Below are 26,424 nucleotides of genomic sequence, written 5' to 3'. Positions count from 1 at the left end.
TAATAGTGAGAATTTACATGTCAGTTTCAAAACTTTCGACCGTCTTTGTTGCAGCTATGTTGACATTTGGTTGCGCCAATCAGTTTGAGCAACCGTTCCAATTTAACCCGGGACAAGTGTCCCCTAAGCTTTTAATGAGCGTAGCTAATATCAATGTAAACGACCTTCGCAGCCACAAAGCACTTGCGAAAGTTAATAGTGACTACACTATGGTTGTTGAAGATATTGCAACCTACTTAAAACCTTGGTTACAAAAAGCAATTAAAACTAATCCTAATGCTCGTAAGGCTCTGACGTTTAATATCATTAATGCCGCTTCTTACGTAAAACAATACTCAATGTCTTACGAAGCAGAGTCCATCATGGAATGGCAAGTTAAGCTAGAAAACCCGAACTTTAGCTGGGTTAAATCTTACCAAACTGGCATTAATCAAACTGGCCCAATGTTGCTTGAGCAAGAAGAAGTAACCAATAACCTTAATAGTATGGTGAAAACTTTATTAGCTCGTACACTAAGTGACCCTGAGTTTCAAAAAGCATTAAGCCAATAATCAATAAAGTAATTGTGTTAAGAGGTATTGAGTTTGATTAAGTATATAAAAGTTGTTTTATCCCTAGTGATTATGATGACGGCCTTCTGCTCTTTCGCTGAAAACAAGGGGCGTGGAGAGTATATTCAGCCTGACAACCTGTTTCCTAGAATAAAAATGGAGACAAACCTAGGCAGCATGATCATCGAATTGGATCGAAGTCGCGCTCCGGTTACTGTGGATAACTTTTTAAGTTATGTTGAAGCAAAGCGATACGACAACACCATCTTTCACCGCCTAGAGCCAGAGTTTGTCCTACAGGGCGGTGGATACACCGACGAAATGGAATCAATCAAAGAATTTGATCAAATCATCAATGAGTCTGGCAACGGTTTAAAAAACGACCAAGGAACCATAGCCATGGCCCGTCAACTCAGCCCACACACTGCCACCAGCCAGTTTTTTTTCAACCTTGTGGATAACGATAGTTTAAATCCAGGCCGAAATTGGGGCTATACGGTTTTTGGTTATATTTTTGAAGGAGAGGAGGTCCTTGAAAAAGCGCAACAAATTGACAGTGACTACTCTGAAGAACATGGCTGGCCTACCTTTCCGAAAAAACAAATCAAAATTATTTCTGTCGAAATTTTGCCCGAATCATAATTTGTGCCTATACTGAGTTTACTTAGTAAACAGTTGTATTTTTACTAAGGGCGTACCCTTTAATAATACAAATAACAAATATAGGGGGATAAAGTGGTAAACGCACAACGATTTATCCACAACAAAGCGAATCAACTAAGTCATTATGCACACGCATTATTGGATGGAGAGATTCAAGACACAGAGGTTGATTTGTACTGTTGGGATACGTTAGAGGAGTGGTCACAACTTAACGCTAAAAACGCCCCACTAACCAAGTTAGAACAGGCGTTTTGGTATTTGTTGCATCAAATTACTTTTTGGAGCTCAACCGAAATTCGCACGAGCGAAAAACTGCAAAATGAAATGGCCTCTTGCATCTCGTATCTTCAGGGTTACGGTCGGTATCCGGAGTTTTGTTCCGGAATTCGTCCTTAACACTTGATATTAGATGAAAACTTTTAAACAATCGGCCTATTCCATCACGAATAGGCCCTTTGTTTGATGTCCCAATCTGTTCCAATCTCACAATCTATCAACGCATTCAAAGTTTATCTCGAAGGACCGGTCTTAAGACTCTTTGGTTTTGGTATCGCCGCTGGTTTACCTATCATGTTAGTCTTTTCATCCCTGTCTTTTTGGCTGCGAGAAGCCGGTGTAGAACGCAGCACGATTGGATTTTTTAGCTGGGTTACCCTCGCCTACGCGATGAAATGGCTATGGGCACCACTTGTCGACAGGCTAAGTATTCCAGTTCTTACCAAAAAGGTAGGTAGACGTAAAAGCTGGCTGTTGTTATCACAAATTTGCCTTGTCGCAGCCATTAGTGCGATGGCATTTACTGATCCAGCGCAGAGTTTATATTTTATGGCGGTGGCAGCCGTTTTAGTCGCATTTTGTTCGGCTACACAAGATATTATGATTGACGCATTTAGGATTGAGTCCGGCTCGGAACGCCAGCAAGCGGCAATGGCAGCGTCTTATATGATTGGTTACCGTTTGGCGATGATCATAGCAACTGCCGGTGTATTATTGTTAACAGCATTTGCAGAGCCTGAGTCGTCGACAACCACAACTCAGTATCATTATGCGGCTTGGCAATTCAGCTATTTATGCATGGCATTCTTAATGGCCTGCATGTGTATGCTCACTATGCTCTCTCCTGAACCTCATGGAGAACCAAATCAGAACCCAAATAATGTTCCACAGACTCTAACCACCCAATCTAATAAAACTCAAATTGGCAGTGCCATTAATCAGCCTAGGTCTTCGAACCAATACTCAATACAGCGCATAGTAGCGCTATTTTCAGACATTTTTTATGCACTCAAAAAGAGCTTTATTGATCCAGTTTTAGACCTAATCAGCCGATACCGCTCGGTTGCTATTTGGCTCATCATTATTGTGGCCACTTATCGCATTTCTGATGTTGTAATGGGTGTGATGGCCAATGTGTTTTATGTTGATATGGGTTATAGCAAAGAAGAAATCGCCTCGGTTTCAAAAGTCTTTGGTGTTGTAATGACACTTCTAGGTGCGTTTTTTTCTGGCGGATTAATTAACAGATATGGAATTTTACCCATTTTATTAGTGGGTGGAGTGTTATCGGCTATAACTAATTTACTTTTCGTTTTGTTATCGACCACAGGTCACAGTATCAACTTGCTCATTGCGGTAATTTCGATAGACAACCTTAGTGCAGGCATTGCCATGGCAGCATTGATTGCATTTTTGAGTAGCTTAACCAACAAAGAGTTTACCGCCACACAATATGCTTGGTTGAGCTCTACAATGATTCTACTACCTAAAAGCATCGGAGGCTTCTCAGGTGTTATGTTAGAGAGTATGGGCTATACCCAATTTTTTACTATGACTGCAGTTATAGGGATACCTGCGATAGTAAGCCTACTCGTATTGATGAAAAAAGGCTGGTCGGCTCGAGTTAGTTCCGACTAAAAGTTCCTTAATATAAAAAAAGCACTCAATGAGTGCTTTTTTGATCCGCTCGAATGACACAATGAACTAATTCATGCAGAAAAAGGTGCTTATTGGGCAATCTTTTTGAGTCCCTCTAGAGGGTCTATTTCAAGCGCTTTGCAATATCGAACGTATTCAACAATGTCCAAGCGTCGTTCTTGGTTTTCTACTTTACCCACAAATGAGTGAGGCGTACCAATCAACTGCGACAATGTTCTCATTGTGTGACCTTTTTCTTTTCGCTTTTCTTTGAGCCAGGTCATCAACACTTTATTTTCATCCGATGAAACACTTCCGTTCATCATATTTTGTTACTCCCATTTAACTCCCAGTTTATAAACCACTGACACTCCCACATCAGCGCTACATTAATACCATAGAGGGGTTTACTCAGCAACAAGCCGTTAACGTTTGCTAACAATTTTCGTAATTGCATGTTTTTTTAAGGAATTTACCGAAAAAAGACCTCTCAGAAACGTAACATAAAGGTACACGACGCCCCTAATATTTAACTACGCTCCACTCGACTTTTGGGTTCAAAAAAGGCATTCTTAGCACCTGTAAATCACCCCTAAAATTTGGGTCCTCCCTAAGATGTTTAAACGTCCAGAATTTACTTCTACTCTAAAGCTTGCTTGGCCTATTTCTTTGCAAAGTATGCTCGTCACGTTACTCAGCATGATAGACGTCATGATGGTCAGTCACTTAGGTGATGAAGCCATTGCCGCGGTTGGTTTAGGTAACCGAGTCATGTTTGTGGTCATGGTCATTGTGATGGGCTTAAGCTGGGGCGTTGGTATCCTATCTGCTCAATACCACGGAGCAGGTTTAGGTGAAAAAATCAGAGGTAGTATCATTATTGGGATCTGCTACGGATTTATCGCGCTTATTCCAGTTATTGTTGCCGCTTTTTACCTTTCGGATGATGTACTCAACATTGGAACCCTAGATCCGACGGTTATTGCGCTTGGCGAAACATACCTTTGGATAACCATGCCTAGTATGTTATTTGTTGCCGTTATTCAAGTCTTCGAAAATGCCTTGCGAAGCATCAATCAAGTTAAGTTGCCACTGATTTTTAGTGCCGTTTCAATTTTACTCAACGTGGTACTCAATTACTGGTTAATCAATGGTGGTTTGGGTGTCCCTGCTCTTGGTGTTGCAGGTGCAGCTTATGCAACGACCATTTCTCGCGCTTTTCAGATGGTATTAATGTTGGTGTTTATTCAAAATACCAAACATTTGTTATCAATCCGACGAAGTGATTTCAGTGCTATAAAATATCGACCTCACTGGACAAAGTTACTTAACTTAGTACTACCTATGATGTTCAGCTTTGGTATCTGGTCACTTGGCTCATTTACCTACCAACTTATCTTTGGTCGCATTGGTACGACCGAGCTTGCTGTAATTAGCATGCTACTTCCCGTTGAAGGTATCTTTTTGTCGATATTCTTTGGAATCGCGTCAGCTTGTTCTATCGTTGTAGGTCAACACTTAGGTGCTAACCGATTAGAGGATGCTTGGTTAACGGCTAAAATATTTTCCGGACTTGGCCCTATCGTTGCGATCGCGCTAGGTGGATTATTAATCCTATTTAGCGACTGGGTACTGATGCCATACCAAGGCATTTCTCCAGAAACTATGGCTATGGCCAAAACCATCTTTATCGTTATCGGCGGTTGTGCCTGGTTAAAAGTCATCAATATGACATTAGCAATGGGCATCTTACGAGCGGGCGGAGACAATAGATTTTGTTTGATTACTGATACCATTTGTATGTGGTTGATCAGTATCCCTTTAGTTTGGTTAGCCGCGTTTTATTGGCAACTTGCGTTTGTATGGGTAGTTCTCATCATGTACTCAGAAGAAGTCTGTAAAACCTTTATGTTTGGTGTACGAGTCAAAAACAAACGTTGGATGAAAAATCTTACCAGCTAACTTTGATCTCAGTTTACCAATCTATTAAAGTAAGTTGCTCATATCTAAAAAGGATTCATCATGGAAGCACCAAGTTTAATGTTCGCGATTGGAAATTTTGCTCTGTATTTCGGGATTAGCATTGTTTTTCTAATCGTCTTTAAATTTTTGTACACGCTAGTAACTCCCCATGATGAATGGCAATTAATAAAAGAAAACCAAAACGTATCTGCTGCAATTGGTTTTGGTGGTGCTCTTGTTGGTTTTGCCCTAGCTTTGGCTAGCGCCGCATCAAACTCCGTGTCCATCGTTGACTTTGCTATATGGGGCGGTATTGCCTTAGTCGCACAATGTTTAGCGTTTGCGATTGTGCGATATGGTTTTATGCCTCGTATCGTTGAGCGAATTGAAAAAAATGAGCTCAGCGCCGGTATTATGCTAGGCACCATGAATATCGCCATTGGCCTTCTGAATGCCGCTTGTATGACCTACTAAGTGTTATTGCGCACAACAAGGAGCGGCCAATGAAACGTACCCAAATCAACGAGTTAACAACCCGACCAACAAAAACCAATAAGGTCATATCTGCAATTTCTACTCCCTTTGTTATTGGCCTCAGTGGTTTATTACTTAGTGGATGTTCAGATCAAAGCTTAGATACATTTGTCGCCAATAGTGTTGAAGACTGTACCACTAATACAGGATTAGACTTTGAGCAATGCAATTTGGCGTATCAAGATGCCATGGAAGAAGCACAGCGTAGTGCACCACAGTTTTTCACCGAACAAGATTGTGAATATGAGTTTGGTATTGGCAATTGTTTTGAAGATGAAGACCGCAATAGCTTTTTTCCATTAATGGCTGGCTATTTAATAGCTGATAAATTATTTGACCGCAAAAAGAAAAAGTACAAAGGATATTACACACCTGTCTTTGCTTACAAAAAGCCTGGCTCGCGCTATTTTAACAACTACATGTTTGCCAACGGTCAAAACTTGGGCTCAATGAGCAAAAGCAGTTACAGAATGAGTCCAAGTGCGCTGCAACAAAAGCCTAAATTTGGAAAAACCGTCTCCCGAGGTGGCTTTGGCCAAGTGGCGCGACAAAAAGAAGCCCTCGCTCGCCAACGCGCTAAATCTAGTTCTCGCTCGAGAAGTTGGGGCGGATAGCTCAACACTCATAACTCACCGAATTGGAACCAAGCCCATGTTTAGAATTGCCACTCCCCCACGTCCTGACTGGCAGTCTCTCGCTGAAAAAATGGGCTTTAAGTTTCATACTATGTACGGCGAGCCATATTGGGACGAATCCGCCTATTATCAATTTTCCCTTGAGCAAATAGAGCAAGACCTCGAAGCCCCTTCTGAAGAGATTCACCAAATGTGCTTGGATATAGTGGACCGCGTCGTTCATGATGCCCACCTATTGGATTTATTTTGTATACCAGAGTTTGCCAGAGAGTCCATTCGAGACTCTTGGTTAGAGCGCCAACCGAGTTTGTATTCCCGATTAGATTTTGCCTACGATGGTGTTAACCCCGCAAAGTTATACGAAAACAATGCCGACACACCGACTTCAGTGTATGAGACTGGCTTTTGGCAATGGCTTTGGTTACAAAATCAGGTCGATGCAGGGGTTCTCTCTCGACAGTCTGACCAATTTAACAGCCTACAGGAAAAGCTAATTCAACGCTTTCGGCAACTTCTGGCCACCAAACCAGGACAAACGCTACACTTTTGCTGCTGTAAAAACACCGAAGAAGACCGAGGTACTGTTAAATACCTAGAAGACTGTGCGAATGCCGCTGGTGTACGCACCAAGTTTGTCTTCGTTGAAGATATAGGTATTACTGAACACAACCAGCTTACTGATTTAGATGATCAAATCATCACTTGGATGTTTAAGCTTTACCCGTGGGAATTCATGTTTCAAGAGTCATTTGCGAACGTTATCGTAAATCCTAATAGCCCCTGTTGGTTAGAGCCCTCATGGAAGAGCATCTTGTCCAATAAAGCACTCATGCCCATGCTTTGGCGTCATTTTCCTAATCACCCAAACCTACTACCTGCATTTTTTGAAAATGAGCTTGGTAACAATTTTAAACAATATGAATGGGTAAAAAAGCCGATTTTTTCTCGCGAAGGGGCTAACATAAGTTTTGTAAAGGCCAATTCAGAGCAACCCATGTCTGATGGTCCGTATGGTCAGGAAGGGTTTATTTATCAAGCTAAACACTTGTTACCTAAATTCCAAGACAACTATACTCTGATTGGGAGCTGGTTAGTCAATGACAAGTCAGCAGGTATTTCAATAAGAGAAGATAAACAACCGATCACTCAAGATATGAGCCGGTTTATGCCACACATAATTTTGAGCTAACGACAAAGCCAATAAGGAAATACAGTATGAAACCGATCTTTAAATCAGCCGTTGCCGCAGTCATCGCATCTACTTTGGCCGCGTGTAGCTCGTCCACTAGTACCGAAGCCCTCAATGAAAACATTCCAGATTGGGTTTTAAGCCCTTCTATTGAAGATGGTATTGCCCACTCTGAGTGTGTACCGAGCAGTGGTAATATGTCCATCGACAAAGCACAAGCGGTTGCCCTTGCCCGTGTTGGTCTAGCACAACAAATCAGCACCAAAGTAAAAGCCCTAGATAAAACATATCAAGACCGAGTTGACGTGGAAGGCGAAACGGTCACTGGCTCGACTTTCTCTTCTGTATCTAAGCAACTAACTAATCAAATGTTAGTTGGCGCTCAGCCGGTTAAAACCAGCTACGCAAACTTTAACGGCAAAAATCAACTTTGTGTGATGACAGCGTTATCGCCAGAAAAAACGAAAGATTTGTTTAGTAAGCTTGTCGCCGCCTCTGAGCGTAAGTTAAGCCCACAAGATGAATCCGTTCTTTATCAAGAGTTCAAAGCGTACAAAGCGCAGCAGGAGCTCGATAAAGAGCTAATGAAGGACGGTAATCCGTAGTTTTTATTAAAAGTGAAGCTAAACCAACAAAAAAGCTCAGGTTCGGCAACGACACTGAGCTTTTTTATAGGCAATTATTTGCCTTTTATTTCAATAAATTCCGCTTTTAAGTTGTTCAAACAAAAGCTGTGAACTTTTGAGCGAGAGCCTTCACCTATTGCTTTTGGCGGAACCATAACCTCTTTGGCAGTAATATCATTTACTAATACTTCTTCCAACGCTGCACGGATTTCACTCAACGTTTTATCGAGGTTGTTTTCAAAGTTAGGCCGCTTCCTGATGGTGTGGCCTAATTCGATTAAGCGATAGAAATATTTCTGGGCCAACATCAAAAATGCTTCTGGCAACGGCTGGTTTGAGCTCAATCGGCATTCAGGGTTATCTAAACAGTACTCAATTAACGCGCAATAAAAGCACAAAGGCTTGTTAGATAACTCTGTTACTTTTTGCGTTTTTGGATTTACTATCGTTTTGTTTTTTAAATCAATTGATAACAAGAGTGGGCTTTTTAATACCGCCTCAGGGACAATATTAACTGCCTCTTTTGCCTCTTGCCTAATATAAACCACGCCAGTAAATAGCAATGCGAACAAGACTGTCAGTGGGTTAAAGCCGTGACCGTCAAGAGCTTTGTTCTCGGTAAATACGACATAGACATCCTGACCAACAATGGTCAACATTTCGTAATGCTCATCATCATTGGGCTGATAATTGGTGATTTGTTTAACGTTGTACGGCCAGCCCTGCTCCGAAATATAGTCATTTAAGTGCTTAACGTACTCATCGACCTCTTCTGGGTTGCCAATTTCGTTCATCCACTCTTTTTCTAATGGAATGGTTGGTAAATCTAATGCGACGCGTTTGACGACCTGAGTCTTAATTTGCTCAAGATAATTTTTGTGAACACTATAAATACTCACAGAATACACAAGATGAAGCAATATCAAGCTCACAACAAAGCCAGTTATTACCTTTAAGCGCTTAGATCCTATTTTGTCTTTTAGCTCTATAACTCGGTTCATCATCTTTCCACACCTTGAACAACTGGCGCACCCGTCGTGGATGGGCACTGAGGTGCCTCTACGAGCTTAATATTTTTGTAGTAGGTTGAAGTTTGTCGGTCTGCAAACTCCGACAAAAACCTTCTTGCCGCACAAAACAAATCGTCATTTTGTTTTGCTAATTTTAAATACCAAGACGTGCCAGATACACTGTCAGCAATACTCACTGTATAGTTCTTAGAAAAGTTTTGCTCATCTTCTTCTTTCCAATAAGAAGAAATGATATCCACTTTCCCTTCTATTAATAGCTCTCGTAATTCGCCATGTGAGCTTGCGTACACTATGTCCATTTTTGCCAAGCTCAGCCCTAAACGCGTCATAAGCTGTTTCGGGACGATGTGACCACTTCGGCTAGTCGGATACACCACTAGACCAATTGTTTTATCTAATAAGTATTCTTTGGTTAATTGTGGGCGTTCGCTAAGGGCAATGAAAAACGATTGATAGTTAGGGTAATAAGCAACGCGTTTGTAACCATGAGTATGTTCAGCTTTCAAGGCCGACATTATATTCTCTTTGACTAAAGCTAAATCGGCTTTGCCGTTACCTAGCATACTAATAGTATTAGCATCACTAACTCCCCAAAAAGAGGAAACACTGCCAAATTGCTTATTGATAACAGGATCAGAGCAAACTATTTCATTTAACAAACGAGAATTGTGCTCTCCGCCACTATATATGCTAAAACTTCTAATATTGTTTTTTGAGGTTGTTTGACATTCAGTAGTAGGATCAATAATAGGTGGTAATGCTACAACTGCACTTTCACGGTGCAATTGCCCCAAACTCCAAATCAAAATACAAAGCCCCATCAACAAAGTGATGAGCCAACTACTGTGCAATTTTGCAAAAAACAAGTGCATTCTTTAAATTCTCCTAAGCCTCATGGCTAAGTGGACAATTTATTCTATCTTTATTTACTTATTCTTTTAAGTAATTTTACTTATTAATTGTAAGTTACTGTTTTTGCTACTTTATTAACATGTAATTATGAATCTCATCAATTACTTCCTGCGTCTGTTTTTTTCTGGATAATAGCGACTCGTAACTGAGGTGTGTTCAAAACGACATCAACTCACCCAACTTATTTACGTATTGGATTTTGATAATGAAGAATTATAAGTCTCCGCTGATTGGTCTCTTTATGTCCATTTTGCTTTTGACGGTCTCAACCAATGTAGGCGCCTATGGCCAAAACGGTCACCGCGTCGTGGGTCAAATTGCAGAGTGGCACCTAACGCCGACAACAAAAGAAGCGGTACTAGGTTTACTCAGCGGAGACTTATTACCCGAAGTAACGACATGGGCCGATGAAATGCGCTCATCTCCAGACAAGGCATGGCGTGCACGAGGTAAGTGGCACTATATAAGCCTTGAAACAATGGATGAATTCAAACCGCAAGATTACAACGGTGAAGTAAAAGACATTTATACCGCTATTCGCAAATCTATCGACGTTCTTCGTGATCCAGCCTCCCCTTCTCAACAAAAAGAATTTTACCTTCGCTTCCTGACTCATTTAATTGGTGATTTACACATGCCGTTGCACGTTGGTCGTGCGGAAGACAGAGGTGGCAACACTATTAAGGTTAAATTTTTTGGTCGCGAAATGAACCTTCACTCATTGTGGGATACGCATTTAATTGAAAACCAAAACCTATCTTTTACCGAATTTGCGACCTTTATTAATATAAATGACACAAAAAAGATATCTAATATGCTGAACTCGCAACCTAAAGACTGGGTTGGCGAGACTTTTGCATTACGTGGCGCGGTCTATGACATCGAAGATGGAGACTTTAGCTACAACTACGTATACAAGCACATGCCTACAGCAAAACAACAACTACTAAAAGCAGGTGTGCGCTTAGCCGGTGTCCTTAACGCGATTTTCGATCCGGAAGCGAAGCCGGGCGTGAATAGTGTTAAATTAGAAAAATAACTTTTAACTTTTATATAAAACAACCAGGAAAAGACAATGAAAAATGTCATCAAACGCAGCGCATTATGCTTAGCAGTTACTGCAGCATTAGGCGCAGCAAATGTTCATGCAGTAGAAACTTCTACAGCGGTTCGTGGTAAGATCGAAACAGTTGCTGGCCAATCAGTTAGCAACGCTAAGATCACTATCATCCACTTACCTTCAGGTACTGTTAAAGAAGTGAACGTAAACGAGTCTGGCGAATACCGTGCACGTGGTCTACGTGTTGGTGGTCCATACAACATCATGATCACTTCTGACGGTTATGAAGCTAAAGTATACGAAAACATCTACTTAGAGCTTAACGATACGCTTGACTTATCTGCTAAGCTAGCCGCTAGCAGCAGCATGGAAAAAATCGTTGTTACTGGTTCTGCTGATTACTTTGCTAACTCAGGTTCAAGCTCTGTATTTACTGCTGATGACATCCGTAAAGCTGCGACAGTAAGTCGCGACCTAAAAGACATTGTACGTGCTAATCCACTTGCAGTTGTAGATGCATCAGGTACTCAATTATCTGTTGCGGGCTCAAACCCTAAATACAACTCACTGACAGTTGATGGTGTTGGGGTTAACGACACGTTCGGTCTTAACTCAAATGGTTACCCAGCGCAACGTCCACCTGTTTCACTAAATGCAGTTGACCAAGTAAGCATCGAGTACGCACCATTCAATGCTCGTGCATCTAAATTCTCTGGTGGTGTTGTAAACGTAGTTACTAAATCTGGTACTAACGAATTTGAAGGCAGCGTTTTTTATGAAGCGGTTCCTTTCAATGGTGGCGTAACAGACGAAAAATCTTTTAACCGTCGTGAAGGTGAGTTCGAAACTGTTGAGTACGACAAAGACGACATTGAAAACAAAGAAACAACATTTGGTGCAGCATTAGGCGGCGCGATTATTGAAGACGAATTATTCTTCTTCGTTTCTTATGAAGAGTGGGAAAAAGACGTAGTTTCTACGTTTAACCCTCGCACGCTTGAAGGTCACAACGTTTCTACAGCTGAAGTACAACAAGTAATTGATGGTTTACAATCAGTTTACGGTATCACAGATGACTTCGGTTCAGCACCAGCCCCAGATAGCGACAAAAAGCTACTTGTTAAGTTAGACTGGAACATTAACTCTGACCACCGTGCAGACTTGACTATAAGCACTCAAGAAAACTCTGCAGCACGTAACTACACTGACAGCGATGGCACTGTAAATCTTGCGTCAAATGCATGGTCACAAGATTCTGATACGACTATCGTTACTGGTCACCTTTTCTCTGACTGGACAGCAGACTTCTCTACAGAGATGAACTTTGCCTATAAAGACTACGAGCAAGCATCAAACACAGCGTCAAAGTTAGGTGAAATCAATGTTCGTACTGGAAGTGGTACAGTAGTAGCGGGTCAAGACGAAAACCGTCACGGTAACGTACTAGCTAACGAAACATTGTCTTTTGGCTTCCACGGTCTTTACCTTGTTGATGATTACGAGTACAAGTTTGGTCTAGAGATCGACAACACTGAAAACTTCAACTTGTATGCACGTCACGCAGCCGGTACATGGTCTTTTGAGTCTATTGAAGACTTCCTAAACAAAGCACCAGACTCTGTTGAATATGACAACGCTTTCACTAATGACATGAATGACCTTGCTTACTCAGTTGATACAACGCAAATAGCATTGTACGGTGAAGTAAACACAGAAATCATGGACGACGTCATCGTTACTGCTGGTGTTCGTTATGAGCGTTTAAGTGTTGACGGTGCTCCTCGTTTGAACGAGAACTACCTAGCTGAATACGGCGTAGACAACCAAGAAAACCTAGACGGTATGGATATTTTCTTACCGCGAATCGGTGTTGAGTGGATGGTTAACGATGACTTAACTATCCGTGGTGGCGTAGGTCGCTTCTCTGGTGGTATGCCTTTAGTTTGGGTTTCTAACGCATACACGAATGACGGTGTAACACTAGTTGCAGCACCAAGCGATGCAAAAGAAGCAGCCATCTCTAATCCTAACAACGTAATGTTTGATCGCGTTCCTGACGTTCTTCAAAACTCGTTGGTTTCTGGTAACGGTAATACAAACACTATCGCTAAAGACTTTGAAGCACCTTCTGATTGGCGCTACCAAGTTTCTGCGGACCTAACGTTTGATATCCCAGGTATTGGTGATAACTTCCAGTGGTTCACAGAATTCACTTATGTTGAGCGTGAAAACTACCAATACTGGATTGACGAAGCACGTGTAGACACTGGTGAGCGTTTAGCTGACGGTGAGCGCATCGTGTGGGAAAATCGTTGGGATGACCGCGACCGTTACGACCTACAAATGGTTAACATTGACGATGGTGGTACTAGCCGTATCTTAACAACTGCGTTAAACAAAAAATGGGACAACGGTGTATCACTTAACATGTCTTACACTAACCAAAACGTAGATGAAGTTAACCCAGGTACAAGCTCAACTGCGACTTCTAACTTCCAGTATGAAGTTACAACTAACCGTAACAACCCTGAAATGGGTCGTGCATACTACGAAATCGAGCACCGCTTCGTTCTTAACCTAGGTTATGAAACAGAGTTCGTTGAAGGTTACGAAACATCTTTCAACCTATTCTTCGAGCGTAAGTCTGGTCGTCCATTCTCATACACGCTTGGATTCCACAACGACCGTGATTTAGGTGACCAATCTCGTTTCTACAGAGCTGACACTTACTTACCAGCATTACCGTCTGGTCCAGACGATGCTGCGTTTGACTTCTCTCGTGTAAGCTACGAAGAAACGTTAGCTGTTATGGAAGCAGCTGGTCTTACACAGTACGCAGGTGGTGTTGTACCTAAATACGTAGGCACACAGCCTTGGCAAACACAGATGGACTTAGCGATCACTCAACAAATCCCAGGTTTTGCTGAAGGTCATAAAGGTGAGCTTTACTTCATCGTTGATAACTTTGCGAACTTGTTAAACGATGATTGGGGTAAGGTCTACGACAAGAGCTTCCCACAAGCCATCTTGTTTGACTTCGAAACAAACGACCAAGGTCAATACCAGTTACGTGAACCGTTTGGTGGCCGTAACATCAACAACTACGACGACTTCGATCCAGAGCGTTCTAGCTGGAACGTTAAAGTTGGCGTACGCTACAGCTTTTAATATATAATTAATCGCTGAAATGGATGCCTGCCTATACTAATAGGCGGGCATTTTTCGTTATTACCAAGGTCAAAATAGGAGCTTACCTTGAACACAAACTTGTTAAAAACTATCGGCGCGTGTGGCGTTTTAGCGTTGTCTTTATTTAGCGCTTCCACTCTTGCAGACAAACCAGCCAAAAACATTATTTTTATGATTGGTGACGGTATGGGTGTGGCACAAACCACGGCATATCGTTATTACGCTGACAATAAAAATACCAAAGCGGTTGAGACGACTATTTTTGACGAATTGTTAGTAGGCACAGCTTCAACCTATCCCGACGACAACACCTACGTAACGGATTCTGCAGCTTCTGCTACGGCATTAAGTTCGGGGATCAAATCATACAACGGCGCAATTGGCGTCGACACAAATAAAAAACCCGTTGAAACTCTTTTAGAAAGAGCTAAAAAACTCGGAAAAACAACGGCTATTATTGCAAGTTCACAAATCAACCACGCAACGCCAGCCAGCTTTATGGCCCACAATGAATCTCGCAAAAACTACGACGCTATTGCAGACGCGTATATAGACGAGACTATCAATGGCAAAATTAAAGCCGATTTAATGTTAGGTGGTGGCACACGTTATTTTATTCGTGATGACCGTAACCTAGTCGAAGAGTTAAAAGCCAAAGGCTTCACTTACGTAGACTCATTCGACGCCTTGAATCAATTAAATACGTTACCAGCAATTGGCTTATTTGCTCCTGTTGGGTTGCCGTTTGCAGTAGATAACAAAGCGTTACCAAATCGCGTTGAAACTATGACTAAAAAAGCCCTGTCTCTGTTAAAGCAGGACAACAACCCAAATGGCTTTTTTGTAATGATTGAAGGTAGCCAAATTGATTGGTGTTCACATGCCAACGACATCGCATGTGCCATGGGCGAAATGAGTGACTTTGCTAAGGCCATTGAGTACGCTCACAAGTTTACACAAGAACATGGTGATACTTTACTTATCATCACTGCTGACCATACAACAGGCGGCTTAAGTATTGGCTCTAACGGTACCTATGATTGGAAACCAGAAAAAGTTAAGCAAATTAAACACTCGCTTGAAAAAATCTTAACAACCATGGTTAGCCTAGAAAAATCAACGACTACAGAAGAAATCAAGACCCTGTGGAGTGAGTTGGTTGGTTTGCCTTTGTCAGAAAAAGACCTAACTAATTTAAAAGAGTCGCTGAATAGTCCGTTAAAACAAGCTAAAATGCAGAAAGTAGTAAAAAGTATCATCAACGATGCAACTTTTACTGGCTGGACAACAAGCGGACACTCAGCAGAAGACGTGCAAGTTTTTGCTAGTGGAGTAAATAAGTCTTTGTTTACCGGCCAACAAGACAATACGGACATTGCCAAAAAACTATTTTTACAGTTAAGTCCAAGCAAGTAACGAGAGAATCGTCTTTTGAACACCACTATTTTAGCAATCACCGGCGCTTCTGCGTCGGGCAAAACATTATTAACTGCGACCATCTTTGAAGAGCTCGCGCAAGAACTCGGCCCAGATCAGATCTCTTTTATTTCTGAAGATGCCTATTATCGCAATCAAGACCACTTGGAAATGTCGGTACGTGAAAAGACCAACTATGACCATCCAGAAGCGTTTGAACATGACTTGTTAATTAAACACCTACAAGATCTGAAAGCCGGTAAAGCAATCGAAATGCCGCAGTATTGCTACAAGACGCATACTCGCCTAAAAGAGACGACAACAGTAGAGCCTGCACAAGTTATCTTAATTGAAGGCATCATGCTGCTAACCGATCCGGACCTTCACAAAGAGTTCGACATTAAGGTATTCATGGATACACCACCTGATATCTGTCTAGTAAGACGTCTAGAACGTGATATTAAGCAGCGTGGTCGTAACTTTGACTCTGTTATAAAACAGTACTTGAATACGGTTCGTCCTATGTATCAGGCGTTTATTGAACCTTCAAAGCAAGTCGCAGATCTTATTGTTACAAACGGTGGTAAAAACCGCATCGCTATTGATGTATTAAAAGCACAAATTAAACAACTCTTGATGGAGTAGTAAGCTCAGCTTACTTTTGATTTGATTTAGAGAAAAAGCGAGGTGTTAATCAACCTCGCTTTTTTGTTTGCTCTCTTTCGCTGTTAACTGTTCTTTATCTGCAAAAATGAGGTAATCCTCCGGTGCCGAAACTTTGTTTTGTTTCGCCTTATACATTGCGATATCGGCTAGTTTAATCAAAGTGTCGACATCACGGGTAGTATGAGGATAAAAGGCAACACCAACACTCATAGAGACCACAGTCGGCTCGTTATTATCATTAAAATAAAAAGGCTGCATTACACCTTTATTTACTTTTGAGATGACTTTTTGGACAGATTCTTCATCCTCTGCTTGCAACAATAAAACAAATTCATCGCCACCCCATCGAATGGACACATCGTTTTTTCTGATCTTTTCTTTAAGTTGATCTGCGACAAATATAAGTACTTCATCACCTGCATCGTGACCATATATATCGTTTACGGCTTTAAAGCCATTCAAGTCGATTAACGCCAAAGCAAAGTGGTGACCTTTACTGACAAGCTTAGTAATAAGCTTTTCACCACCGTTACGATTATAAATGCCGGTCAACGAGTCAAAATCGGCCTGTAGTGCCAACTTTTGAAGTTCGTGTTTACGACTGGATATGTCATTAAGAGTCAATTGGTAATATTGTTCACCGTCATCAGTTAACAACGGGCTTGCAATCAACTGTACCCAAACGACTGCATCTTGTGTGTGTGATTTGAGTTTGTATTCGCCCGTAGCAAACTCATTACGTGCAAATGCTTCAGTCAAAGCCCCCTTTACTTCATGAGGCTTTTCGAATAGCTGCTCTAACAATTCCCCATAATCTTGCTTGTCATGCTGACCAATCTTTTCAGTTAAATCGTTGAACGCCTTATTACGAAGCTCAATAAAGCCGTCCTTTTTCATTAATACGGTTGCAGATTTTGCATTTTCGAATAGCATTCGAAACCGCTTTTCCAAAAATTGAATTTCTTCTCTCAATTGACGTTCTTGAGTAAATTGCTCTTCAACTTTATTCAAAAGCTGGTTTGTATCTCGAACTAATGCGCCAATCTCGCTTTTAGCATGGTAGTCCGGAACATCTATACGTTGTTTGGTTCCTGGCTTAATTTCATGTAACGAACGCCCAACTCGTATCATCGGAGCTATGATGATGTAATAAGTGATAATTAATGCAACAACTCCAACAACAATAGCCTCTACATAAAGTGAATAGTTATTATCTGTACTGATGGCCTCAGCCTGTTCAATTATGTGATCAAAATTGGGATAAACATTTACTTCGGCTAACGACTCTTCAGGAATAAAAGGGTGCCTGACAACAAATTCTCTTGGTTTTGTACCTTTGTTGATCGCTTCGGTTACGTTTACTTGATAGTAAACGGCCTCACTTTTTATTGACGCTGCTAAAATTTTATCACTTTTAACTAGACCGTTTATTGCCTCTTTAGCTAGATCTTCATCTTCTAGAAATGCCGAAATTGAAGCGGTCGCGGCAACAGTTTGATACAACTCCTCGATATCACTGTTTGCTTCATTTATTTCATGCTCGTAGGTCGCCCGATAAAAAAACTCTGCCGTGGTCAATACCACTAACATAGATGCAATAACCAAAAACAGCGAAAACCTAACCCCAAGGCCATATATATTAATCAAAGCGATACACTACCTTCATTTCGTTTGTGACACTGGATTCATAAACATAAGCCACGGCGGACTCATCTTCTTGTAACCTTAACTGAACATCATCAATTGCTTGCTCTACAATTGGCGGTTTTGCCCGCCCAGAAAACTTTAACCTTGACCAGTACGCATTAACACGAGCGAGTGGAAGCCCTACCAATTCTTTGTAAAACATAGCTTTGAGCTCGGCGTCTTCACCTATATCTATTGGTGTCGCTTGTTTACCATTAGAAAATGCGGCGTACTTTCCCATAAACAAATCGATCAGCTCTTTTTTGTTCATCTCATTCACAGTATTTTTAGAGTTTGTTACCACAACAATAGGACCCATAGAGTTGTCCGTTGAAACACTCTCAGCGCCTCTTACACCATTGATGAATAAAATATTTGATACTAATACACTCGTTAACAAAAAGCGTTTTAGGTAGCGATTAAAAAAACTCATGTCGTCCCCTAAAAGCTAAAGCTCAATGCTAAAAACAATGTATGTGCGACATCTGCTTCGCCATCGACGACTAGGCCATTCCTGGCTCTTAAGCCTCCTCCTCTTGCTTCAATATCTGTTCGTTCTAGCTGCACCTTAAATGCCATATTTTCTTGTAGGTCCCAACGCCACCCCAGAGAAACAGTATGTTGATTATGAGCTAGAGAGTTAGCTACTTCATCGACAAACAATGCCAGCAAAGCAGTATCAGAATTAATCGGGAAGTCAGGTTGTTCTTCCGATAAAAAGTACTTCTCCGTATCTGCAAACGAATAGAGCCAATAAAAGGTATGAGCATCATAGAGGTAGCTAATGTTAAAAAAGCCATTAAATGAATGTCTTAGGCCAATAGAGTCTGAATCTATGTGTGAAAGCTCGCCAGATATTTCCCAATTTCCCAGATATCGGTTGTAGTACACCGAAGTGTAAGTAATGTCCGCCCCTTTTAACGTTATGCTATCAGCAAAAGCCTCTGCACCACTCCAAATAGGTTGTAACTGAGCAACTGCAGGTGCAATAAAAGCAGAATCAGGATTTTCGTTTTCAGCTTGTGTACTAGTGTGCTTTACGGAGAAATTCCAATCAAAAGATGTGAGCTCAAGGCCCACTGTTGAAAGATTCTCAAATTTAATTGGGCGATACTCTCCGCTAGTAAAGTCACTTTCACCCTCTCCAAAAAAACCTTTAATTGTTAGATTAAAACTGTCATAGGGCTTTAAATAACTGATCCCCATACCATCAAAGCTACGCGCCGGCACAATACCATAGACTTCGGTAGGAACTTTCACCCAAGGGTATGCAATTGATATATCCCTAGTGTCACTAAAGTGGAAAATATCTGCTGCGACTCGTCCAGCCCGAACCTCCCAAGCCGGGTTAACGTCATAACGAATAAAAGCCATTTGCGTGATCGAATCTAAATCTTGATTATCTTGTTCGCGATAAACAAACTGACCAACAAAATCGAGTCGATTAGAGATACTGTAATCTAATTGAACGCCAATTAAACTAAGAGGCTTAAAAGCAAAGCCGCCTTTTTTGGCGCTCTCTGCTTGAGAACGATCCGTTCGGAACTCATTTTCACTCGTGTCTGCAGTCGCTGATGCAATGGTTCCAAACCCGCTGACTTTTAATTTTTCCTGCTCTGCCGTAACTTCAAACGCCAAGAGCAGACTGGATAACAGCAAAGTTTTAAAAAGCGGTTTTTTGTTCATTTAGCCCTATCCCAACTTGAAATTGCTGAAAGTAACGTCAACAAACTCATAACATTAAGAATTTTGATTATTACAAGGATAGTCAAAAACAAAAAAAACGACCTACTATCGGTCGTTTTTTTCTATTTTGTATAAATTAAGGGAACAGTTCAAAAGCGTTCAACTTTATATCCTTTTTCCTCTAACATTTTTAAAACACTGTCTTCCCCAACTAAGTGACCTACACCAACTAAAACTAACTCTTTATCGTCATCCCCAAACATAGCTTCAATTTTTGGAACCCAGTCAATATTGCGTTGGGTCATCATTGCATCATAAGACTTTGGAGAGTCTTGTTTCATTTTAACAAGGGCTAATTCATTCAAAACTTTTGTATCACCAACTCGCCAAGCTGCAATCATATCTTTAATCAGATCACCTACTTTAGGAACATAGTCTAAATTTTGATTTAACATGAAGTCTTCTTCACCTTGGCCCATTTTTGCCATTAGCTCTAACTGAAAGTCCAAACTTTCTAGATACTCTAATGGTTTTTGGTCACGTTGTGCGATCTGTGAGTAATACGCATCCACGCCTTGTCCTGCAATACCAGCGCGTTGTGCTTCCATCATCACAATAACAGAAGCCAATGGGCCAGGTCTAAAACCCGCCATTTGCTCAAAGTTACCGCCGATACTGGCAAAATAGTCCGTCAATCGAGCCACTGTTTCTGGGGAAATGTGCTGTTTAATGTTTTCACCATTGTTATACATCATTCCCTGCATCAACTTTAATTGTGCTTGTTGATCAGTTGGATCCGGAAGTTTAGTTTCTAAAACAACAGCATCAGCTAGTTTATATGCTGCATCAAATTGACTTGGTAGAGGGAACTCAGAAACAGGTAAGATGTGAACTGTACCACCTACCAACACAGTATCTTCACCTTTTGATACTTTCCAAACCGAGCTCTGTGTTTGTTCAGCTTGAGCGCCAAATACAGCAACACTACTAACTAGAGTTGCGCCAATAATCTTTTTAAATGTTGTGGTCATTCCGTTCATTATAATTTCCTTTTTGTTACTGCAAATTAATGAATGTTTTATTCAAAAACAATATTATCAATGTAGATAGCATCATCACTTCTAGACACGCTACCGTCTTTCTTATATTCAAACTTTATGACATTGTGTCCAGCAGAAATATTTAATTGAAAGTTTTGCCAAGCTTCATGACTAATAATATTGCTTAAAACTAAAGTGCCATTCACATATACATTTAAGTTATCGCAACATGTTTCTGTCGAAGTTCTTACATCAAATGAAAACACGCCCTCGGCAAAAACATTTGTAAATTCTACCGCTGAGGTTTGGTAATCTGTAATTACCCCTGATTTAAGGCTCGAAATACCATCAGATGCATGTGCTTGTGTTGTTGACCATGCTGCATCACTCCCTTCTGACTCTACCCAGCCTGTAACTGCAGCTTCAAAAGACTCTGCATAACTTGTCAAAGCATCTGGTAGATCGTTTGGATCGTTTGGATCGGTATTAAAGATAGTAACTTCTTGATAATCGTTAAAACCATCAGCATCGGTATCAGCCAATACAGGGTTTGTGGACCACTCTATCACTTCTTCATAGTCACTCAAGCCTTCACCATCCGAATCAGCAAGATTTGGATTTGTATTGTGAACTTGAGTTTCATCGTAATCATCCAATCCGTCGCTGTCAGTATCGCTCATGGTTGGGTTGGTATGTAAGTCCCATTCCTGCACTGCGGTTAAAGCATCTCCATCCACGTCAGACGCATCATCTGTTGAATCATGTCGATCTAGCTGATACATCACTTCCCACCAATCAGGCATCGAATCACTGTCGCTGTCTAATTCTGGGTAACCAGCTACGAACGTACCAAACACATATACATTTTCAAAGCTTTGTAAATCTGTCGTCGTTATCAATGAAGGGGCGTTGGTATAACTACCAGGCAAAAAAATCTCTCCGTCAGACCTAACCTGTATATCAGCGTAAGCGCTTGATGGAATTGAAATTCTTGATTCGATTAAGCCGTTACTGGTGTATCGGATAATTTCATAACCATTAGTAACTAAAATCAAGTCGCCATTAGCCGCTACCCCTAGATATTGCGATGACACGACCGACTTAGTGGACTCCAACGCCATCGTCTCAGCATTAAATTGACTAACCTCAGAGCCTGTTAAGGCAAATAAATTACCTTGTTGATCAACGTCAAGGCTTATAACGAGAGAATCAGTTCCATAAAAAGATGAGCTTCCATCGCGTAAATCAAACCGAATAATGCCCAAGCGCGATCCACTTTCAACAACATACAAATAGTTGTCATAGGTGGCGACGGCTGTTTCCAGAACGCTCGTCCAGTCTGAAGAACTAAGTTCCTGCCAAGTGTGATTAAGAGGTTGATACACCATTACCACTGGCTTAGTGTCATTCACTCCTATATTTGCGATTCTGCTGTCAAATGTTACGACAAAGTCGCCGCGTTGGTATCTAATATTAGGGACGGTTAAAGTCCTAATTACTTCATTATTACTGTCAATGAACAGTAACTCACTGCCGCGCATCATGAATCTTTCAGCACCAGATTCCCACAACTCAGGTGGCGCTTCAAAACGAAGATTGTCTAAGTAAGTATTGCAATAAGATTGAATCTTCATTTCGATATCATGATGACCGTATGGAATTGGCGCTGTATACGTTTTCCAGCCAGACTCTAATGACGAAGTGTAATATTGCACTCCATCTACAAATAGAGAAACGTAAGTGCCACTAACATTACAGGTTTGATTGATATCAAAACTCAGATCCGTACCCAAGAAAAATCCACTAAACATTAAAGTTGTATCAGATTGTGTTAATAAGCTGTAGGTGCCATCACTTGCATCATCAGAGCTAATACTTACATTCGTGCTTGTATCTGATAGTGCAAATCCAATAGGTAATGCTTGGTCTTCAAATGAGTAAGAAACATTTGCCAAAGCTTGAGGATAATCATTTTCATTAGTTGGGTCTGTAGACGCAATAAACTCATTGATTGCATCAACTAAATCGCCATCAGTATCCGATGTAGCATCACTCGCATCCAACGGGTCTAATCCGTAGTTAACCTCCCAAGCATCTGGTAATCCATCGTCATCAGAATCTATGAGATCAGGGCGAGTACCCAAGTTAAAGATTTCTTCATAATCACTTAAACCATCTAAATCTGAATCGACTAAAGTCGGGTCTGAGTTATTTTGGTACTCAGCTAGGTTAGTGACACCGTCTTCATCAAAATCTTCCTCAGCGTCATTAGCGGCCCAATCCAAACCATACAGTTGCTCCCACCAATCTGGCAGACCATCTTCGTCTGAGTCACCACCAACGTTGAACGCAACTACATTACCGCTACTTATATTACCTACATATAACGCACCCTCTGCCCCCAAAGCGAGATAATCTCCACCAAAGTCGGCTGACCATAACACCTGTCCGGTCGTTGAGGACAATGCATATACTTTCCAATATGTTGCAATGAAAATGTGATTAACAGTAGCGACAATATTACTTCTGATACTGTTGGAGTCTGGCTTCCAGCTCCACTGGAGGCCACCGGTTACCTCGTTTACAGAATGTAATGAACCTTGACTTACGTAATAGACACTTTGATTTCCAACGGCGGGTAGTCCCGTAATCTCTCCATGACTTGACGTCCACAAGCTAGTTTGAGTTGCGATATCAACATTTTCTAAAGTATTACCAGAAAGTAGTATATTTCCATTTGTACCAAGTACTGGAGTTGTTTCATGGCGATTTGAGCTAACAGTAAACGCTTCAGATCCATCACTTCTGTGTCTGGCAATAACTCCACTATCGGTTGGATGGAAAACATAACTATCACTAACGGCCGGTTCCCACATATCTCCAGAAGAGGCATCATCAGTCGACCAAACGTCTGCACCAGAGTTAGCTTCTTTGACTAACATGCCACCATAGTAGCCACCGTTGACATAAATGTTGCCTTGGAAAATTGTAGGGGCGCTATAATTAGGCCACTGACTTTCATGCTCTGAGCGGAATACCTGTTCACCAGTTAAAGCATTGACTGCCCAAACAGCTGTATCACCGCGACCTCCACTATGCATAAACACCATATCGTTAGAAAAGCTCGGAGCACTAGCAAAATTCAGAGTACCAAAATCATATGTCCAAATTACGTCGCCATTGCGGGCGTCCAATGCCTTTAGCTCAGCAGTCGAATGACTGCCACCATTCACTGTATAAAGTCGCCCCTTACCCGAAGCAAAACCTTTAAAGTTGTAATCACTGGCTCCTTGCCAACGCAACGAGAAGTTTGCCTCATCTAACATGACAGGCTGATAGCCATTGTGGCTTGCTCCACCCTGTAACATTCCCCAGCTCGCTATTTGAGGATGGTCTTGATTATTATTCCAGTCCGTCCCTGCTAGTACCTCGTAGTAGTTACTGTACCTATCACCATCAGTGTCTTCTGTTGCATCTTGCCCATTTAACGGGTCTAGACCTGCATTAATTTCAATTGAATCACTCAGGCCATCAGAATCACTATCAACTAACGTCGGATTCGTTTGATGCGTCATAACTTCATCGTAGTCGCTTAGGCTGTCACCATCGGTGTCTGTCAGCAATGGTGAAGTACCGTGAGTATTGACTTCATCGCCATCTAATAGACCATCACCATCCGTATCGGCTAGATTAGGCTCAGTTCCAAACTCATATTCTTCAATGGCAGTTAAACCGTCTTGATCTAAGTCTTCATCAGGCTCAAAGTTTAAGCCATAACGTCTTTCCCAATAATCCGGAATGCCATCTTCATCAATGTCACCACCAACATCGATAGCAACTAACTCATCAAAAGCTTGAACAATTAGGGCACCCTCAGCAATCATCATAGGCCCTGACTTATTTTCTAAAGTCCATACAATCTTGTTAGCCGTCACGTCGATTGCGTACGTGTTAGACGTATCACGAGCAAAAACAATGTCATCAGCAACAATGAAGTCTCCCACTAACTGTGCGAAGTCTTCCCATTGAGACACTATTTCTCCTGTTGCCAGCGAGCGTATTTCTAGAAAACGGTTGTTGATAACTATCACTTTGTCTTCCGCGATAACTGGCTGACCAACAAAACCACCTGAGACCTCCCACGCGATAGTTTCACTTGCAAGATCAAAATGAATTAGTCGATTGTTGTGGACTGCCAATACGCTATTACCTGAAACAACCGGAGCCAGTTGCATACTCCACCCATTCCACTCAAAGTTAGGGTCGGCAATATTCGCTTCAACTGCACCACTTAAACGATTGATAATTGAAAGTTGAGGGCTGTGTTCTCCTGTATAAGACAACACATAGTCTTCTGTTACAGCCGGCGTGAATAGGTCATATTGGTTTTGCTCAACCCACCATAATTCCTCACCAGTTTCAGCGTCAATGGCATACACACCACCATAATAACCACCAGCCGTGTAAATCACACCGTCATATATAGTTGGAGCATAAAAGTTACTCCATTGGTCTTGAATAGACGTTTTGAAAAGTAAATCACCTGAGACCGCATCAAAGCACCATACAAAGGCATCACTATGCCCGCCTGTTACAACATACACTCTACCGTTGTCATATGAAGGTGGATTAGATGCTGTTAGGTTTTTACTCCATAGGAGGTCGCCAGTTCTCGCAGAAAAAGCAGATAATTTATTTTGAGCAGTAGTAAATACGTACCCATCAGCTGCTGCGCCTTGCTTTGAATATGATAAATCAACATATTTACTCCAGCGCTGATTGAAGTCACTGACATTTAAAGTATTGGTGATGTAGGCATTGTGAGACTTATTCCCTTGGTACATAGACCATGCAGGGATCGGTTCACCCATTGGCGTTGCGTCAGCATTATCGCCTGTACCGTCGTTGTCTGTATCTTTTGTTTCGCTTGGATCATTAGGGAAAGCATCAGCATTATCGCCTACGCCGTCACTATCTGAGTCGGCTGATTCGGTAGCATCATTTGGGAAGACATCGGCATTGTCTCCTACTCCATCACCGTCTGTATCAGTGGTTTCAGTTGCATCATTTGGGAATGCATCAGCGTTATCGCCGACACCATCACCGTCTGAGTCAGCTGATTCAGTTGCGTCAGTTGGAAACAGATCGGAATTGTCGCCTACTCCATCACCATCAGAGTCAACAGTTTCGGTTGCGTCATTAGGAAACGCATCTGCATTGTCACCAACGCCGTCACCATCTGAGTCAAGCGTTTCTGTAGCGTCGTTAGGGAAAACGTCGGCGTTATCACCTACACCATCGCCGTCTGAATCGGTCGTTTCAGCAGCATTATTTGGAAATGCATCAGCATTATCGCCGACGCCATCACCATCTGAGTCACGGGATTCCGAAGCGTCATTTGGAAATGCATCTGAAGAATCAGCTACCCCGTCACCATCAGTGTCGATGATTTGTCTTTCTGGGCCAGGATCAGAATCGCCACCAGATCCACCACAAGAAGCCAAAGAAAATACTAAAAAACTGCACAGAAATAATCGAAGAATCCGTTCCACAGCATTCATCCCTAAATTTATTGATATGATTTTTTTAAACTTGCTAACAATACAAAAATAATTACCAGTTATAAAGTAATTAATTTTTATACAATTTTAGGGAAAACTAACA

At 41.5% G+C, this 26,424-nt stretch carries 21 protein-coding genes; 13 read left to right on the top strand and 8 right to left on the bottom strand.

The genetic code is table 11. The features are described 5' to 3' along the window. Positions 1 to 17: 17 nt before the first annotated feature. The 4 genes from J1N51_RS12170 (at position 18) to J1N51_RS12155 (ending at position 3,128) form a co-directional block, all read left to right on the top strand. Positions 18 to 551, top strand: a complete 534-nt coding sequence (locus J1N51_RS12170; RefSeq protein WP_208831530.1) for a YajG family lipoprotein — start codon at positions 18 to 20, stop codon at positions 549 to 551. 33 nt (positions 552 to 584) lie between these two features. Next, on the top strand, positions 585 to 1,193 hold the full coding sequence (locus J1N51_RS12165) for a peptidylprolyl isomerase (RefSeq protein WP_232842803.1): 609 nt from the start codon (positions 585 to 587) through the stop codon (positions 1,191 to 1,193). Positions 1,194 to 1,286: 93 nt separating this feature from the next. Further along, positions 1,287 to 1,610 carry a hypothetical protein gene (locus J1N51_RS12160; protein WP_208831529.1) on the top strand — a complete coding sequence of 108 codons (324 nt, stop codon included), beginning with the start codon at positions 1,287 to 1,289 and terminating at the stop codon, positions 1,608 to 1,610. A gap of 66 nt (positions 1,611 to 1,676) precedes the next feature. Then, entirely contained in the window at positions 1,677 to 3,128 is a 1,452-nt protein-coding gene (locus J1N51_RS12155; protein ID WP_208831528.1) for an AmpG family muropeptide MFS transporter, read from the top strand. An 89-nt stretch (positions 3,129 to 3,217) separates the two neighbouring features. Here the strand turns inward: J1N51_RS12155 and J1N51_RS12150 are convergent, their stop codons facing one another. After that, positions 3,218 to 3,454, bottom strand: coding sequence for a helix-turn-helix domain-containing protein (locus tag J1N51_RS12150; RefSeq protein ID WP_208831527.1), 237 nt, complete (start codon positions 3,452 to 3,454; stop codon positions 3,218 to 3,220). A 289-nt stretch (positions 3,455 to 3,743) separates the two neighbouring features. Here J1N51_RS12150 and J1N51_RS12145 point away from each other — a divergent pair, with 289 nt between their 5' ends. Genes J1N51_RS12145 through J1N51_RS12125 form a run of 5 tightly spaced genes read left to right on the top strand, consistent with a single transcriptional unit; the run spans position 3,744 to position 8,053 of the window. Further along, positions 3,744 to 5,090 carry an MATE family efflux transporter gene (locus tag J1N51_RS12145; protein WP_208831526.1) on the top strand — a complete coding sequence of 449 codons (1,347 nt, stop codon included), beginning with the start codon at positions 3,744 to 3,746 and terminating at the stop codon, positions 5,088 to 5,090. 60 nt (positions 5,091 to 5,150) lie between these two features. Next, positions 5,151 to 5,564 carry a DUF350 domain-containing protein gene (locus tag J1N51_RS12140; RefSeq protein ID WP_208831525.1) on the top strand — a complete coding sequence of 138 codons (414 nt, stop codon included), beginning with the start codon at positions 5,151 to 5,153 and terminating at the stop codon, positions 5,562 to 5,564. 29 nt (positions 5,565 to 5,593) lie between these two features. Next, positions 5,594 to 6,238, top strand: coding sequence for a DUF1190 domain-containing protein (locus J1N51_RS12135; RefSeq protein WP_208831524.1), 645 nt, complete (start codon positions 5,594 to 5,596; stop codon positions 6,236 to 6,238). Between the two features lie 37 nt (positions 6,239 to 6,275). Beyond that, positions 6,276 to 7,448, top strand: a complete 1,173-nt coding sequence (locus tag J1N51_RS12130) for a glutathionylspermidine synthase family protein (protein ID WP_208831523.1) — start codon at positions 6,276 to 6,278, stop codon at positions 7,446 to 7,448. Positions 7,449 to 7,474: 26 nt separating this feature from the next. After that, a complete protein-coding gene (locus J1N51_RS12125; protein WP_208831522.1) occupies positions 7,475 to 8,053 on the top strand; it encodes an LPP20 family lipoprotein in 579 nt (192 codons plus the stop codon). Between the two features lie 74 nt (positions 8,054 to 8,127). Here J1N51_RS12125 and J1N51_RS12120 read toward each other — a convergent pair whose 3' ends face one another. Beyond that, on the bottom strand, positions 8,128 to 9,078 hold the full coding sequence (locus J1N51_RS12120; RefSeq protein WP_208831521.1) for a hypothetical protein: 951 nt from the start codon (positions 9,076 to 9,078) through the stop codon (positions 8,128 to 8,130). Then, positions 9,075 to 9,977 (bottom strand): PhnD/SsuA/transferrin family substrate-binding protein, encoded by a 903-nt coding sequence (locus J1N51_RS12115; protein WP_208831520.1) that lies wholly within the window; start codon positions 9,975 to 9,977, stop codon positions 9,075 to 9,077. Before J1N51_RS12115 ends, J1N51_RS12120 begins: the two co-directional genes overlap by 4 nt. 281 nt (positions 9,978 to 10,258) lie before the next feature. On the opposite strand from J1N51_RS12115, the gene J1N51_RS12110 reads away from it, so the two are divergent. The 4 genes from J1N51_RS12110 (at position 10,259) to udk (ending at position 16,327) form a co-directional block, all read left to right on the top strand. Further along, positions 10,259 to 11,056 (top strand): S1/P1 nuclease, encoded by a 798-nt coding sequence (locus J1N51_RS12110; RefSeq protein ID WP_232842802.1) that lies wholly within the window; start codon positions 10,259 to 10,261, stop codon positions 11,054 to 11,056. 36 nt (positions 11,057 to 11,092) lie between these two features. Next, positions 11,093 to 14,245, top strand: a complete 3,153-nt coding sequence (locus J1N51_RS12105; protein ID WP_208831518.1) for a TonB-dependent receptor — start codon at positions 11,093 to 11,095, stop codon at positions 14,243 to 14,245. Positions 14,246 to 14,332: 87 nt separating this feature from the next. Next, entirely contained in the window at positions 14,333 to 15,682 is a 1,350-nt protein-coding gene (locus tag J1N51_RS12100; protein ID WP_232842801.1) for an alkaline phosphatase, read from the top strand. Between the two features lie 15 nt (positions 15,683 to 15,697). Next, the gene (udk, locus tag J1N51_RS12095; RefSeq protein ID WP_208831517.1) at positions 15,698 to 16,327 is read left to right on the top strand and encodes a uridine kinase; all 630 of its coding nucleotides are present in this window, start codon (positions 15,698 to 15,700) and stop codon (positions 16,325 to 16,327) included. A 45-nt stretch (positions 16,328 to 16,372) separates the two neighbouring features. On the opposite strand, the gene J1N51_RS12090 is transcribed toward udk, so the two are convergent. The 5 genes from J1N51_RS12090 to J1N51_RS12070 all read right to left on the bottom strand — a co-directional run bounded on the left by J1N51_RS12090 (position 16,373) and on the right by J1N51_RS12070 (position 26,312). After that, a complete protein-coding gene (locus J1N51_RS12090; protein ID WP_208831516.1) occupies positions 16,373 to 17,995 on the bottom strand; it encodes a sensor domain-containing diguanylate cyclase in 1,623 nt (540 codons plus the stop codon). After that, positions 17,988 to 18,467, bottom strand: a complete 480-nt coding sequence (locus tag J1N51_RS12085) for a hypothetical protein (RefSeq protein WP_232842800.1) — start codon at positions 18,465 to 18,467, stop codon at positions 17,988 to 17,990. Before J1N51_RS12085 ends, J1N51_RS12090 begins: the two co-directional genes overlap by 8 nt. A gap of 8 nt (positions 18,468 to 18,475) precedes the next feature. Then, entirely contained in the window at positions 18,476 to 19,720 is a 1,245-nt protein-coding gene (locus tag J1N51_RS12080) for a hypothetical protein (RefSeq protein ID WP_232842799.1), read from the bottom strand. 149 nt (positions 19,721 to 19,869) lie between these two features. Next, a complete protein-coding gene (locus tag J1N51_RS12075) occupies positions 19,870 to 20,760 on the bottom strand; it encodes a TraB/GumN family protein (RefSeq protein WP_208831515.1) in 891 nt (296 codons plus the stop codon). Positions 20,761 to 20,798: 38 nt separating this feature from the next. Further along, a complete protein-coding gene (locus tag J1N51_RS12070) occupies positions 20,799 to 26,312 on the bottom strand; it encodes a PQQ-like beta-propeller repeat protein (RefSeq protein ID WP_208831514.1) in 5,514 nt (1,837 codons plus the stop codon). Positions 26,313 to 26,424: the final 112 nt, after the last annotated feature.

The sequence above is a fragment of the Psychrosphaera ytuae genome, from assembly GCF_017638545.1.
Taxonomy (GTDB): Bacteria; Pseudomonadota; Gammaproteobacteria; order Enterobacterales; family Alteromonadaceae; genus Psychrosphaera; species Psychrosphaera ytuae.
The sequence above is the reverse complement of the archived record's forward strand: the minus strand, read 5'-3'. Positions and strand labels throughout refer to the sequence as shown.

Bases quoted from the DNA above. Each gene is read 5' to 3' on its own strand.
- J1N51_RS12170 (WP_208831530.1), top strand. From the start codon at position 18: ATGTCAGTTTCAAAACTTTCGACCGTCTTTGTTGCAGCTATGTTGACA.
- J1N51_RS12155 (WP_208831528.1), top strand. From the start codon at position 1,677: ATGTCCCAATCTGTTCCAATCTCACAATCTATCAACGCATTCAAAGTT.
- J1N51_RS12150 (WP_208831527.1), bottom strand. From the start codon at position 3,454: ATGATGAACGGAAGTGTTTCATCGGATGAAAATAAAGTGTTGATGACC.
- J1N51_RS12145 (WP_208831526.1), top strand. From the start codon at position 3,744: ATGTTTAAACGTCCAGAATTTACTTCTACTCTAAAGCTTGCTTGGCCT.
- J1N51_RS12140 (WP_208831525.1), top strand. From the start codon at position 5,151: ATGGAAGCACCAAGTTTAATGTTCGCGATTGGAAATTTTGCTCTGTAT.
- J1N51_RS12135 (WP_208831524.1), top strand. From the start codon at position 5,594: ATGAAACGTACCCAAATCAACGAGTTAACAACCCGACCAACAAAAACC.
- J1N51_RS12130 (WP_208831523.1), top strand. From the start codon at position 6,276: ATGTTTAGAATTGCCACTCCCCCACGTCCTGACTGGCAGTCTCTCGCT.
- J1N51_RS12125 (WP_208831522.1), top strand. From the start codon at position 7,475: ATGAAACCGATCTTTAAATCAGCCGTTGCCGCAGTCATCGCATCTACT.
- J1N51_RS12120 (WP_208831521.1), bottom strand. From the start codon at position 9,078: ATGATGAACCGAGTTATAGAGCTAAAAGACAAAATAGGATCTAAGCGC.
- J1N51_RS12115 (WP_208831520.1), bottom strand. From the start codon at position 9,977: ATGCACTTGTTTTTTGCAAAATTGCACAGTAGTTGGCTCATCACTTTG.
- J1N51_RS12110 (WP_232842802.1), top strand. From the start codon at position 10,259: ATGTCCATTTTGCTTTTGACGGTCTCAACCAATGTAGGCGCCTATGGC.
- J1N51_RS12105 (WP_208831518.1), top strand. From the start codon at position 11,093: ATGAAAAATGTCATCAAACGCAGCGCATTATGCTTAGCAGTTACTGCA.
- J1N51_RS12085 (WP_232842800.1), bottom strand. From the start codon at position 18,467: ATGAGTTTTTTTAATCGCTACCTAAAACGCTTTTTGTTAACGAGTGTA.
- J1N51_RS12080 (WP_232842799.1), bottom strand. From the start codon at position 19,720: ATGAACAAAAAACCGCTTTTTAAAACTTTGCTGTTATCCAGTCTGCTC.
- J1N51_RS12075 (WP_208831515.1), bottom strand. From the start codon at position 20,760: ATGAACGGAATGACCACAACATTTAAAAAGATTATTGGCGCAACTCTA.